This is a genomic window from Thalassomonas sp. M1454 (assembly GCF_007097525.1).
Lineage (GTDB): Bacteria > Pseudomonadota > Gammaproteobacteria > Enterobacterales > Alteromonadaceae > Thalassotalea_A.
In genome coordinates this window covers 750378-764954 of record NZ_VKDD01000002.1, presented here as the reverse complement: position 1 = coordinate 764954, position 14577 = coordinate 750378, and the positions used below count along the sequence as shown (strand labels likewise).

Here is a 14577-nt window from a genome sequence, read left to right as displayed (position 1 = left end):
GCCTTTCAAAGAGGAATTTATTTTGAAATTTAAATTAAATAAAATTGTATTGGCGTTGCCAATGAGTGTTATGGCATTAAGTGCTATAGCGGAAGTATATCCAGACGATATTCCAAGTATTGTAATACCACAGGCAGAGCAAAATGCTATTGATAAGGCTAATAAGGCTAAACTAAAGAATAGTTACTTTGTTTTATTAGAAGATGAGCCTGTAGCTTTATACCAAGGTGGAATCAAAGGATTTAAAGCGACTAATGTTGCCGCATCAAACGGTGTAAATGGTAACGAAGAAGGTAAACTAAACTTAAAAAGTTCAGCTTCTGTCGTTTACGGTGATTATTTATCACTTAAACAAAATCAAGCGTCATCTAAAATCAATCAAGTTTTAGGGCGTAATGTTGAGCTTAAAAGTCGTTACAAAGTTGCATTAAATGGTTTGTTAGTTGATTTACAACCAAATGAAGCGCTTGCCCTTCGTAAATTACCAGGTGTTCTTGCTGTTCAAAAAAATGAAATGAAGCAATTATTAACTGATGTTGGTCCGCAACACGTTGGAGCTCCTGCTATCTGGGATAATCCAGATGTTGAAGGCTCAAAAGGTGAAGGGTTAGTTGTTGGTGTAATGGATACTGGTATCGGCTCTTACCTTAAAAAAGTCTATACGTATCAGGGTATTGCAAAATTCGACACGATGGATTTTCACCCATCATTTGCCGATGTAGGCGGGGACGGTTATGATCATACTAACCCTTACGGTGAAGGGGTTTATTTTGGTGACTGTGTTGATGAACCATTTTGGTGTAACGATAAACTAGTTGGTGTTGTCTCTTTTAATGGTGCTAGATTCATATCAGGTGTTCGAACCAATGACTACCGTTTTAACAAAGGTCAAGATGATCACGGTCACGGAACACATGTAGCTTCTACTATCGCTGGTAACGTTGTACATAACGTTCAATATCCAACGACTTATCCAAGCATGACAAGTGTTTACAAGCACAAGTATTACCATTCTGAAATTGATGTTTCTATTAGTGGTGTTGCACCTCATGCCAATATTGTTTCTTATAAAACTTGTAATTTATATGGTTGTTTAGATAGTTTAGCTATTGAATCAATAGAACATGCTATTGCTAATAATGTTGACGTATTAAACTACTCTGTAGGTGGTGGCGCAACTTCTCCTTGGTTCACAGCTGATGCACTAGCATTTTTGTCAGCACGTGAAGCTGGTATTCATACTGCTGTTGCAGTAGGTAATTCAGGTCGAAATGGCGCTAAAACTATTGGTTCTCCAGGAAACTCTCCATGGGTTACATCTGTTGCCGCTCTTAGTCATTCTCGAGATTTTACCGAAGAGAAGGTTGCTACTTTTGTTGGTGGTAATTCTGACTTAGGTGACTTGATTGGTAAAGGTGCTACATCGGGTGTTTTGACTCCTACAGATATTGTATACGCTGGAGACATTGAGTCTGATTCTTATGCAGAATCTGCAGGTGGTATTGGTTACTGTTCTAAATATTCTATCGCAAGAGCAGACGTTGAAGGCAAAGTAGTTATTTGTCGACGTGGCGGTGTCGATTCTGATGGTGCACCATTAACTAGACTGTCTAAAGGTGACTCTGCATTATACGCAAAAGCCGCAGGTATGATATTCATTAACTCAGAAGATGAATATGATAACGTTGCAAATGACCCGCATGTATTGCCTACAGTTCATCTTAATAAAGCGGATGGTGAAGCACTACTTACATGGTTAGCAGAAGGTGAAGGACACCAAGTTAGCTTTACAGATTCAGAGTTAGTTTTAAATGATGATAAAGCTGATATTACTGCAGACTTTACTTCACGTGGTCCTGATTACTATACAGGTGACTACCTTGTTCCTGATGTCGGCGCGCCAGGTGTTGATATTTTAGCAGGTGGTATCGGTAAAGATATGCACAGTACTTCACGCGCTCCATATGAGCAAGTTGATACAGATTGGCGTTTCATGAGTGGTACTTCAATGGCTACACCACATATTGCAGGTATGTACTTATTAATGAAAGCTGCTCGTCCTACTTGGACTGCTGCTGAAGCACAATCTGCATTAATGATGACTGCTTTCACAGACGTTAAAGAAGACGATGACTTTGATGGTGAAATGAACCGAGCTGATATACATAGAACTGGTTCTGGTAGCGCTCGAGTTAACTTAGCTATAGAAGCTGGTCTAGTTTTAAATGAAACAAGAGCAGGTTATGAGGCTGCTAACCCGTATGCTGAAGAATACGGTATGACAGAAATGATCCCAGGGTGGCATGGTCAACCTCATCAAATGAATATGCCTAGTTTATCAAAAGGTGAGTGTTTGATTGAGTGTGTTTGGTCTCGTACTTTTAAAGCGACTAAATCTGCTTCTTGGACAGTTAGCTTTGAATATTACAATGAAGGATTTTCATTAACATCAGATCAAGAAAGCTTTACTCTTAATGAAGGTGAAGAGCTTGCTTTAAACTTTACTGCTGAAGCACTGCAAGGTTTAGAAGATGAATGGGTTAATGGTCGAGTTATTTTAACGCCAAGTGATGAGTCAATCCCAGTTCAAACACTACCAGTAACAGTTAACTTTATTGCAGGTATTGCACCTGAGTCAGTTGACGTTACAGTGAAGAGAACTAATGACTCTGCACCTGTAGCGGGCATCGTTACTATCGGTACTGATGAAATGCAATTAACTAAATCTGGTATAGCAAAAGCTCAAGTATATGACTTTGAATTGCAGCGTGATGCAACTAATGGTCAAATTTTCCATCATGATATTGAAGACAATAAAACAATTAAAGTATTCCCTTTAAATGTTCAAGCAGATACAAACCGCTTGGTTGTTGAAGTATTAGAAACATCATCACCAGATCTTGATATCTTTATTGGTATCGATTCTAACTTAGATGGTAAGTTGTCACATGTAGAAATGAATCTTATTCGCTACATGAGTGCAACTGAGATTGCTACAGAAGTTGTTGATCTTGTTAGTCCAATACAAGATACCTACTGGGTGCTAGTGCATAACTGGGCTGAAGGTCCTGAAACTTTAGCTGAAAACGAAATGGTTTGTGCTGAAGGTGAAGAAGCCGAAGAAGGTAAAGTATGTGCAGAAGCTCCAATCATGGATAATGTTAAACTAGCCATTTCTAATGTAGCTTATGATGATGATTCTATGACAGTTTCAGTACCAGATATGGCTGCACCACGTGCAGAAGTTCCTACTCGCGTTGAATGGGATCAGGTAATGGAAGAAGGTGATATTTACCACGGTGTATTCTGGTTAGGTACTTCTCCTGAGCTAAACCAAAATATCGGTGCTGTACGTGTAAATATGACTCGTGGTCAGGATGATGTTTCTGTTAGTGAGCCGATTGTAAATGGTGATAAAATTACTTTTGCAGTTAGAGTTGCAGCTAATAAGACCGGTGAAAGTCGTGATTATGACTTTGACATGGCGTTAGGCGACGGTGTTATTGTTGATCTTGTTTTATTAGATAAAGTGGTTGCTGGCGCTAAAATGCAAATGGCAAGTGAAGGCTTTAGCTATAAAACGACTAATCAAAGCTTAACTTGGTCTCATACTCAAGAAGATGGAGCTGATGCGATAGCGTTCAATATTATTCTTGATGCTTCAATGGTTGAGGGTTTAATCGATGCAACTCCGGTAGTGGACGCTTCAGTAAGCTCAAGCGACAGCAATGAGTTAACAGCAACAGATGCAGTATTTTTCTACGGCAGACCTGTTGCGGAGGTTAGCTCGTCATCTGCAATGGCAGAAACTGCTGAAACTGTTACATTAACAGCTACAGTGACAGATGCTGTTGTTGAAAATCCTGAGTTAACTTATCAGTGGAAACAGGTATCAGGACCAAGCGTAATGCTAAATGGCTCGGGTACGGAAGTAAGCTTCGAAGCTCCTACACTTATGGACTCTGATGCAGTTGCATTTGAACTTGTAGTGTCAAATGGTAGTAAATCTAGCTTACCAGTGAGTACTCAGGTTATGATTGAAGCCTATGAAGCACCACAAGCCGAAGAGCCTGAAACTGAAACACCAACAGTTGAAACTCCTGAAGAAGAATCAAGTAACGGTTCGGGTGGTTCTACTGGAATAGCTTTATTCTCATTAGGTTTATTAGGCTTATTCAAACGCCGTAAAAAATAATTATTATTTTAAAATAAACTAAGCCAAAGGCCAAAGATGAGAATCTTTGGCCTTTTTAATTCTTAGCTTCTATAAGATTTATCTTGCCTTGTGCTTCATAGCAATAATAAGAGTTCTATTGCAATAATGATTTTAAACAGGTTGTTAGGAATGCCATCGCAAACAGTACTGTAACTATGATAAGAAATTAGTTTAGGTGTTAAACATATTCAATATCTAAAAAATGAAAGCTATGTTATAAAATATATTATCTTGAAAAAGATAATATATTTTTATCAAAGAAAAAATAATTAAAAGTGGAATAAAAATGAATATGATTAAAAAGCACTCGCCAATTAAAAAAAGCTGTTTATCACTTTGCTCTGCTTCATTGTTAGCATTAACTTGTAATTATGTTAATGCTCAAGAAATAGAGCATGAGCAAGAAGTTAGAGTCATTAAATTAAACGCTAACACTGCCCAAGTTAATATTGAAAGTAACAATAAAGAACTCAAGCTCACGCTTCCAGCAGATGCTTTACACGATAAAGACAAGCTTGCTCAAGCAATAGCAGAACTACCAGAGGAAGATCAAAAGCTTATATTAGATTCATTAACAGGGCTTAATGAATTACATCATGACAGTGATGATGTTGTATTGAAGCTGCCTGATGATAAAGAAGTTAAAGAATTTAAATGGGTTTCAGATGACGGCAAGCAAGAAAAAGTAATGGTTGTTGCAATAGAGAAGAGTGAAGGGCAAACAACAAACAAAGGCGCTGAAAAGCATAAATTTATTATTAAATCTGATAGTAAACAAGATGGCTATGTTTCTGCTATTAAACATATTTTAGCAAAAGGCACATTCAGTAAAGAAGAAATCGCAGAAATTCAACAAGCACTCGATGCTAAAAAATAACCATTTAACTATTATGTAAAATCAACTTTTTATCTGCTGATTGGGTTATTTGACACAACTTTACTTAAATAAAAGCTGCTTTCGCAGCTTTTTTTATGTCTTGCCCAAAGGTAATTAAAAATATTTTTAATTTAACTTGTCAGACCAGTTAAATTGTTATAGTTTGTAACCCAAGTTTTACATTTATTAAATCAAGGTTAGACATGCCAAAGTACATCGCCCCTTTAAAAGACATCGAATTCATCACTTATGATGTTTTAGGCTATAAAGAGCATTACGAAAAATACCCTAGTTATGAAGATGCATCACCAGATATGGTTGAAGCAATCTTAGCCGAATGTGCAAAATATTGTGAAAATGAGCTTTTACCATTAAACCAAGTGGGTGATAAAGAAGGCTGTAAATTTGATAACGGCACTGTAACTACGCCAACTGGCTTTAAAGAGGCATATCAACAATACGTTGATGGTGGCTGGCAGGCTCTTGCTCATCCTACAACTTATGGCGGTCAAGGTTTACCGCAATCGCTTGGTTTGATGAAATCTGAATTAATAGGTACTGCTAACTGGTCATTTGGTATGTATCCTGGATTAAGCCATGGGGCAATGAATACCTTACTTGAGCATGGTAGTGAAGAGCAAAAGCAAACGTACCTAACCAAGCTAACCGAAGGTACTTGGACTGGAACCATGTGTTTAACTGAAGCACAGTGTGGTACTGACCTTGGCCAAATAAGAACCAAAGCAGAGCCAAATGAAGATGGTTCATTTAACATCACAGGTAGTAAGATATTCATTTCTGCTGGTGAGCATGATTTAACTGAAAATATTGTTCATATCGTACTGGCAAGATTACCTAATGCGCCAGAAGGCACTCGCGGTATTTCTTTATTTATCGTACCTAAAATACAAGTTAACGAAGATGGTAGTTTAGGCGATAGCAATAACGTTGTATGCGGCTCTATCGAAGACAAAATGGGCATAAAAGCCTCTGCTACTGCGGTATTAAATTTTGATAACGCCAAAGGCTATTTAATCGGTAAAGAAAATAAAGGCTTATCTTATATGTTTACCTTTATGAATACCGCGCGCTTAGGTACTGCACTACAAGGTGTTTGTGCTTCTGAACTGTCTTATCAAAACTCACTTGAATACGCTAAAGAGCGTTTATCAATGCGTTCATTATCTGGCGTGAAAGCACCGGATAAGGTTGCAGATCCTATTATTGTTCACCCAGATGTTCGCCGTTTATTACTTACCCAGAAAGCATTTGCTGAAGGTGGTCGTGCTATGGCTTATTACGTGGCTAAATTAGTTGATGATACAGAGCAATCTACCGATGAAGAATTAAAAGCTAAAGCCGATGGTCGTCTTGGTTTCTTAACTCCAATCTTAAAAGCATTCTTAACTGAAGTTGGTTTAGAGTCAGCTTCAAATGGCATGCAAGTGTTTGGCGGCCATGGTTATATTAAAGAGTGGGGCATGGAGCAAACGTATCGTGATGCTCGTATTTCGACACTTTATGAAGGTACTACAGGTATACAAGCTCTTGATTTATTAGGACGTAAAGTTTTATTAAACAGAGCAAAAGAAATGAACTCATTTGCCAAAGAAATATTAGTGTTTTGTAAGGATCACTCAGTCGTTTCTGGTGACGATCAAAAAATGCGTATGCATAAGTTTGTATGGCCATTAGCGAAAGTCGTTGCACAGTGGCAACAATACACCATTCGTTTAATGCTTAAAGGTAAAAAAGATCGCGATATGGTTGGCTCAGCCTCAACTGACTACTTAATGTATTCAGGTTATATCACTATGGCATACTTTTGGGCAATGCAAGCACAAGCGGCTAATGAAAAGCTTACATTAGGCGAGGGTGACAAAGACTTCTATAAAGGTAAAGTAAAAACTGCTGAGTTTTATTTTGAGCGTATTTTACCGCGTACCAAGGCGCTTGCTAAAACTATGATGGAAGATCCTAAAAGCTTAATGCAGATGAGCGAAGAAATGTTTTAACTGACATATTGAGCATTATATAAAAAGACCAGATATTAAATCTGGTCTTTTGGTTTTACGCATTAGAATTTAGCTAGAAGCTATTCATAAGGTAGAGGATCGGTAATACCGTTTTTCTCAAAGGCTTCTAAACGCTCTTGGCAAGCGCCACATTTACCACAAGCTTTTTCTCGCCCATTATAACAAGTCCAGCTTTTACTGTAGTCTAAACCCATTTTGATGCCATCAGTTAAAATATCAATTTTAGAGTCTTTCAAATACGGACTGTAAATATCAACGGGTTCATAGTTAGCAATTTGGCAAACATCATTCATTTTTTTAACAAACTCAGGACGACAATCTGGGTATATGGCATGATCGCCAGAATGTGCGCCATAGTAGACTTGATTCGCATTAACTGACACTGCATAACCAACAGCCATAGAAAGTAAAATCATATTGCGGTTAGGCACCACTGTTGATTTCATGCTTTCTTCTTCGTAGTGGCCTTCAGGGATATCAATATCGTCGGTTAAAGACGAACCACCAATAAGCTGATTAATGGCACTAATGTCGACGATTTTATGAGGTATGTTTAATTCTTTACATACATTTGCAGCAAACTCTAATTCTTTTACGTGCTTTTGCCCGTAATCAAAAGAAAGTGCATACACTTGCTTACCATCTTTTACGGCTCTGTTAAGAACGGTGAATGAATCCATGCCACCGGAATAAATTACCACAACTTTTTCAGCAATATTTTCAGTCATTTTTATGCACTCTTAAGGTATACTGTTAATTATTATCAATTTTACTTGAATTAGCTGCGGATCCAAAGATTATTTACTATGAGTCACTATAAAATTAATGAATTATTCGAAACTATCCAGGGCGAAGGTTCGTTTACCGGCCAGCCATCAATCTTCTTACGTCTACAAGGCTGCCCTGTAGGATGTTCATGGTGTGATACTAAACATACATGGGAAATTAATTTAGACAGTGAAGTCAGTGCTGATGTTGTGCTTGAAAAAAGTGCAGAAACAGACGAATGGACTAATTTAAGCTGTGACCATATTTTACAAATTATTAAGGAAAAGGGTTTTAAAGCCAAACATATAGTTATCACTGGTGGCGAACCTTGTATGGTTGACCTTACGCCTTTATGTGAGATGTTTGAAAGTAATGGCTACTCAACGCAAATAGAAACATCGGGTACGTTTGAAATTATAACTACAGATAAATGTTGGGTAACTGTATCACCAAAAGTAAATATGCGTGGCGGCTATGAAATTCTTTCATCAGCAATGCAGCGTGCGAATGAAATTAAACACCCAATTGCAACAGAGCAGCATGTTGATGACTTAAAACAACTCTTAGGACAACACAAAATAGTTGATACACCAGTATATTTACAACCAATTAGCCAGAAAGAGCGTGCAACACAGCTAGCTATTGATACCTGTATTGAAAACAACTGGCGTTTGTCTATCCAAGTACATAAATATATTGGTATTGAATAGGCTTATTACTGTTAAAAGAGTTGCTAAAGGTAATCAACGCAACTCTTAGTAAAGTTAATATTCAATATTTCGAGCAAACGGTGGCAAGGAATCAATTAAGTTTTTACCGTAGCGTTTCGACACTAGACGCCTATCTAAAATTGTGATCATACCGGTATCTTTTTCGTTTCTTAATAGACGGCCACAGGATTGAATTAATTTTTTAGACGCATCAGGTACTGATAACAACATAAAAGGATTGCCGCCTTTTAGTTTAATGTATTCAGCTTGTGCCTGATCGACTGGTGAGGTTGGTACTGAAAATGGTAATTTGGTGATGATCAAGTTAGTTAAATATTTACCAGGTAAATCTAACCCTTCAGAAAAACTCTGACTGCCAAAAATTATACTGGTTTTATCTTGGTCACATAATTTCTTATGTTGTTCAAGAATATGCTGGCGCGAGTGCTCACCTTGTACCATTATTTCTAACTTACTCGTATCTCTTAACTTCTCAGCAACAGTTTCCATTTGCCAGTAAGACGAAAACAAGACTAAATTTGCTTGCTGTTTTTTGAGTAGTTTAGGTAATTTTTTAATTAGCTCATCGGTAAACTTATCACTAACGTTAGGCTCAAAATCCATTTTAGGAATATGTAACACGGCGTTTTCTTGATAATTAAACGGTGAGTTTAATTTAGCGTATTGAGTACCATCATTTGCGCCTAAGCCGGCTTGTTTACGAAAATGATCAAAAGAGTTTAACGCGCATAAAGTCGCGGAACATAATACGGCACCTTCACATTTGCTCCAAAGATGATCTTCAAGCATAAAGCCAACTTCTATTGGTGAGGCGCACACTAAGTAATCGTCACGTTTACCAGAGGTTTTTTCTATCCACCTGGCAAGCGGCGCTGCTTTTTCGTTATCAGCCTTAGCGTACATAAACCAAATCTTTTCGAGGTTTTCAAGGCGTTGAATTTCAAAGCCTGACTCAGCTAATAAAGGCTCAGCTTGATACATTTGCACTGAACCATCTTTAACTTCTTCCATGAGTAAATTATAAAGTTTGTTTATTTCAGCTAATGCCTTTTTAGTGGCAGACTGGATATCTTCGGCTAAATTTTTTAAATTTTTATCAATAATGCCATTTTCAAAACGATATTGTTTATCTTCACTAAAGAATGCATTTTGGTTGGCGTCAATAAAGCTATTTACCTTTTGTAAATCAGCGATGATCTCTTGGCTATAATCCGCTAACTTTAAAGCCGGCGAAATGGCTCGTTGGCTTTTACACAAATTACTTACTTTATCAGCAGTACCAGATATTTTGCCAAGCCAATCAATGGCTCCTTTTACGGTAGCCATTGCAGAAGAGTGATCGCGAGCAATGTCAGGTAAGTGATGGGCCTCATCAATAATGTAAATGCTCTCATCAGGATCTGATAAAATAACGCCTCCGCCTAGCTCTATATCCGCTAATAAAAGGCTATGGTTTACAATAAGAACATCAGCCACGTCCATGGTTTCACGAGATTTGTGAAACGGGCAATGAGTATGGTCGCTTAAATGCTTTAAACAGCTGTGTTTATCCGATTGAATGTGTTGCCAAACATGATTAGGAATTGGCTTAGGCCAAGAGTCTCTATCACCTTGCCACTTGCCTGACTGTAGTTTCTCATTTAAGGTTTTTAATAGTTTTATATCAGACGCTTTCGGCTTTTCTTGCCAAAGTAGGGCTTGTTCATCATCACTATGGCAAGCTAACGCTAAACGTTGTTTACAAACATAGCGTTGCCTGCCTTTAACTAAACAATATTGGAAATCGAGTCCTGACTTAGATAATAAAAATGGTAAGTCTTTTAAATATAATTGCTCTTGTAAGGCAACGGTTGCCGTGGAAATAACCACTTTTTTTTGTTTACTCATTGCAAGCGGGATGGCTCCCATACAATAAGCTAGCGACTTACCAGTACCTGTGCCAGCCTCAATAACAATTTGCTTACGCTCTTTTGAATATTCACCAGATAAGGTTTTTGCTATTTCGGCTATTAGATAAGCTTGTTCTTTGCGCGGCACAAAGTTAGGTAGATTTTCACCGATCCGTCGGTAAGCATTACGAATTATTTCCTTGGTTTTTGCACCCAACATATTTTTCTGTTTCCATGAACAAGCTTGTAGTTTACTATACTGTATATACTAACAGTTTTTTTGAGTTTATCGAACGAAAATGTCAAATTCGTTACAAAAAGGTTTTTTACTTACCCGTCAGGTACAAGATACCGGTAAAGGCTTGCAATTAAGCTATTGGGTAAAAGGTAATAATGGCGCAGTAAAACTGACTGTCGATGGCGAAAAAGCGATATTTTTTGTAGAAACGGCTGTAGCTGAACAAGCTAAAGAAATTTTAGAAAACAACAATATTCCCCACAAAGTTAAAGTATTAGAGCTTAAAACATTTAAGCAAAAACAAGTTTCAGCATTCTATTTTGTGAAGCTAAGTCTGTTTTACAAAGCACGCGATATACTTAAATCACAACATATAAAATGCTATGAAGATGATATTCGCCCTGAAGATCGCTTTTTAATGGAGCGCTTTATTACCGGCTCTATGGAATATGTTGGTTATCAACAACAAAACTATAACTACCAACATTTGCATAGCGTAAAATGTAAATCCAGCCAATACCATCCTACTTTATCTATGTTATCTATTGATATTGAATGTGCTATGGATGGCGAATTGTTTTCAATTGGCTGTTATTCAGATACATCAAGTAAAGTGTTTATGATTGGCTCTGCTGAACAAAACGCTGATGATTATATTGAATGGGTCGACGATGAAACTGATTTATTGCTTAAGTTTATTGCTTATGTAATTGAAATCGACCCCGATATTATTATTGGTTGGAACGTCATTAATTTTGACTTTAAACTACTACAAAAACGTTGTGATATTAACAACATTAAATTTGCTATAGGCCGTGATGGTACAAGCCCTTATTGGCGTCAAAACAAACTGAGCCCTGAACAAAACTTTATATTGATCCCAGGACGTGTAGTACTTGATGGCATCGATTTGTTAAAATCGGCTACCTACAACTTTGCTAGTTTTTCACTTGAAAATGTTGCTCAAGAATTACTCGGCATGGGTAAAGTCATCGAAGATGTCGATAATAGAATGGCTGAAATAGTTAGAAAGTTTAACTATGACAAACAAGCACTTGCTAAGTATAACTTAGAAGATTGTCGGTTAGTTTGGTTAATATTTGAAAAAACGCAGCTACTAGATTTTGCCATATTACGCTCAACCTTAACGGGATTAGAGCTTGATAGAGTAGGTGGCAGTGTTGCCGCATTTACTAATTTATATCTACCTAAACTTCACCGTAGTGGCTATGTGGCCCCTAATATGGGTGATGGTGTAAGTGACTTAGTCTCTCCCGGCGGATTTGTTATGGACTCAAAACCGGGTTTATATAAAAACGTATTAGTACTTGATTTTAAAAGCCTGTACCCGAGTATTATACGTACCTTTAATATTGATCCTATGGGCATGATTGAAGGCCTTAAAGAGTATGAGCTGCAAGCTAGTGACGAACAACCGCCTATAGCTGCGATGTTACCAATTCCCGGTTTTGATGGCGCTTACTTTTCTCGAGATAAACACTTCTTACCTAAGATAATTAATGAATTATGGGCAGAGCGAGATAAAGCCAAATTACAGCGTAATGCCCCCTTATCGCAGGCGATAAAAATTATAATGAATTCTTTTTATGGCATCTTAGGCTCAACTGGTTGCCGATTTTTTGATCCAAGGCTGTCCGGTTCAATAACCAAACGTTCTCATCAATTGCTTAATACCACAAAAGACTGGATAGAAGATCAAGGCTATAGCGTGATTTATGGTGATACCGATTCCATTTTTGTTAGCGTTGGCGCTGACAAATCTGACCAAGAATGCCAAGACATTGGTAAAGAGATGATGAATTACATCAATCAACGCTGGGATAAAGAGCTGAAAGACAAGTACGCACTTGATAGTCATTTAGAAATTGAATTTGAAACACATTTTAATCAATTTTTAATGCCTACTATTCGCGGCCAAGACGTAGGCACAAAAAAGCGTTATGCCGGTTTAGTAGGGCGTGGCGATAAACAAAAATTAATATTTAAAGGGTTGGAAAGCGTACGCACTGATTGGACTGAGCTAGCTAAAGTATTTCAAAAAACCTTATACATGAAAGTCTTTAATCAAGAGCCTGTCGAGCAATACGTATTAGATATGGTGGCCGATACATTCGCGGGTAAATTTGATAATTTATTAGTCTATAGAAAACGTTTAAGGCGCAAGTTAGTTGAATACACAAAAAATGTACCGCCGCATGTGCAAGCCGCGCGTTTTGCCGACGATAAAAACAAAAAAGCAGGTAAGCCTCTTCGTTATCAAAACAAGGGCTGGATTGAGTACGTTATGACCGTGAATGGGCCGCAAACCATAGAGTATTTAACAGCCCCGATAGACTATCAACTTTATATCGACCGGCAACTTGGCGCTGTGGCTGATGGCATATTGCCATTCATTGGTAAGCGCTTTGATGAAATATGTGATGATCAAATGCTTCTATTCTAAATACTGCAGTTGATATAACTATTTTTTATAGCTTCAACTAAATGATTAATAAAAAATTAGTGTATTTTTTGACAAGACAAGGTATAACTTATTTAGATGGCTAGATAGCCAAATTAAAAACCGAGACAAAAAGAGTACAAAAATGAAAAAAGATAGCAAAATAGTGAATGCTGGGCGCAGTTCAAAATGGACTGATGGTATTGTAAACCCACCTGTATATCGAGCATCAACTATTGTCTTTGACTCGGTAGCACAAATGAAAAAGGCAACGGCTAATAAAACCAAGCAAGAAATGTTTTATGGGCGCAGAGGCACAAAAACTACCTTTGCCTTTGCTGATGCAATGAATGAACTTGAGGGCGGTGCTGGTTGTTATGTTTATCCATGTGGTACTGCTGCAATAACTAGCGCAATCCTTGCGTTTGTTAAAGCTGGCGATCATTTATTAATGGTTGATACAGCTTACGAGCCTACACGCGATTTTTGTACTAAAACTTTAGCTAACTTTGGTGTTGAAGTTACTTTCTATGACCCACTAATAGGTAAAGGCATTCAGTCTTTAATTCAAGACAACACTAAAGTCATTTTCCTTGAATCTCCTGGCTCCTTAACCATGGAAGTACAAGATGTTCCTGGAATATGTGAAGTTGCCCATAATCAAGCTCAAGATATAACCGTGATATTAGACAATACATGGGCTTCTCCTATCCATTTTCAGCCATTTGAACATGGTGTAGACGTTTCAGTACAAGCTGCAACCAAGTACATAGTAGGGCATTCAGACTGTATGCTAGGTACAGCTACAGCAAATGAAAAGGCTTGGCCTATTTTACGAGAAAATTCGTATTTACTTGGTCAGTGTGCTTCACCTGACGATATTTATTTGGCTATGCGCGGCATTCGAACTTTAGGCGTGCGTTTAAAGCAGCATCAAAAAGCATCTTTAACAGTTGCTAAGTGGCTTGCACAAAGACCTGAAGTAAAAACAGTCCTACACCCCGGGTTAGAGTCGTGTCCAGGCCACGAAGTATTTAAACGAGATTTTGAAGGAGGTAATGGTTTATTTTCATTTGTATTAAATAAATCAAACCAACAAGCGGTAACAGCATTACTTGATGGCATGCATCATTTTAAAATGGGTTTTTCATGGGGCGGGTATGAAAGTTTAATCTTAGCTGTGTCTGGATTAAAAAATATGCGAACAGCTACAAAATGGCCGCATGATGAAACATTGATCAGATTACATATTGGTTTGGAAGATGTTGATGATTTGATTGCAGACTTAGAACAAGGCTTTGCCCGCTTAAATGCATTGCTCTAACAACTGGCTATTTATTTTATAAACTTGAAAGGTGAAT

The 14577-nt window shown here is 37.7% G+C and carries 8 protein-coding genes; 6 read left to right on the top strand and 2 right to left on the bottom strand.

Translation table 11 applies throughout. The features are described 5' to 3' along the window. Positions 1 to 22 precede the first annotated feature (22 nt). From FNN08_RS05385 to FNN08_RS05375, 3 genes are all read left to right on the top strand, one after another. Positions 23 to 4195 (top strand): S8 family serine peptidase, encoded by a 4173-nt coding sequence (locus tag FNN08_RS05385; protein WP_143583703.1) that lies wholly within the window; start codon positions 23 to 25, stop codon positions 4193 to 4195. Between the two features lie 307 nt (positions 4196 to 4502). Further along, the gene (locus tag FNN08_RS05380; protein ID WP_143583702.1) at positions 4503 to 5093 is read left to right on the top strand and encodes a hypothetical protein; all 591 of its coding nucleotides are present in this window, start codon (positions 4503 to 4505) and stop codon (positions 5091 to 5093) included. 203 nt (positions 5094 to 5296) lie between these two features. Beyond that, complete coding sequence (locus FNN08_RS05375) at positions 5297 to 7108, top strand: acyl-CoA dehydrogenase C-terminal domain-containing protein (protein WP_143583701.1); 1812 nt, start codon at positions 5297 to 5299, stop codon at positions 7106 to 7108. An 80-nt stretch (positions 7109 to 7188) separates the two neighbouring features. On the opposite strand, the gene queC is transcribed toward FNN08_RS05375, so the two are convergent. After that, complete coding sequence (queC, locus tag FNN08_RS05370) at positions 7189 to 7845, bottom strand: 7-cyano-7-deazaguanine synthase QueC (protein WP_143584603.1); 657 nt, start codon at positions 7843 to 7845, stop codon at positions 7189 to 7191. A gap of 90 nt (positions 7846 to 7935) precedes the next feature. On the opposite strand from queC, the gene queE reads away from it, so the two are divergent. After that, a complete protein-coding gene (queE, locus tag FNN08_RS05365; RefSeq protein ID WP_143583700.1) occupies positions 7936 to 8607 on the top strand; it encodes a 7-carboxy-7-deazaguanine synthase QueE in 672 nt (223 codons plus the stop codon). 54 nt (positions 8608 to 8661) lie between these two features. Here queE and dinG read toward each other — a convergent pair whose 3' ends face one another. Next, positions 8662 to 10737 (bottom strand): ATP-dependent DNA helicase DinG, encoded by a 2076-nt coding sequence (gene dinG, locus FNN08_RS05360; RefSeq protein WP_143583699.1) that lies wholly within the window; start codon positions 10735 to 10737, stop codon positions 8662 to 8664. Between the two features lie 79 nt (positions 10738 to 10816). Here dinG and FNN08_RS05355 point away from each other — a divergent pair, with 79 nt between their 5' ends. Both FNN08_RS05355 and FNN08_RS05350 read left to right on the top strand, forming a co-directional pair. Continuing rightward, a complete protein-coding gene (locus FNN08_RS05355) occupies positions 10817 to 13219 on the top strand; it encodes a DNA polymerase II (protein WP_143583698.1) in 2403 nt (800 codons plus the stop codon). A 142-nt stretch (positions 13220 to 13361) separates the two neighbouring features. Beyond that, positions 13362 to 14540, top strand: coding sequence for a cystathionine beta-lyase (locus tag FNN08_RS05350; protein WP_143583697.1), 1179 nt, complete (start codon positions 13362 to 13364; stop codon positions 14538 to 14540). Positions 14541 to 14577: the final 37 nt, after the last annotated feature.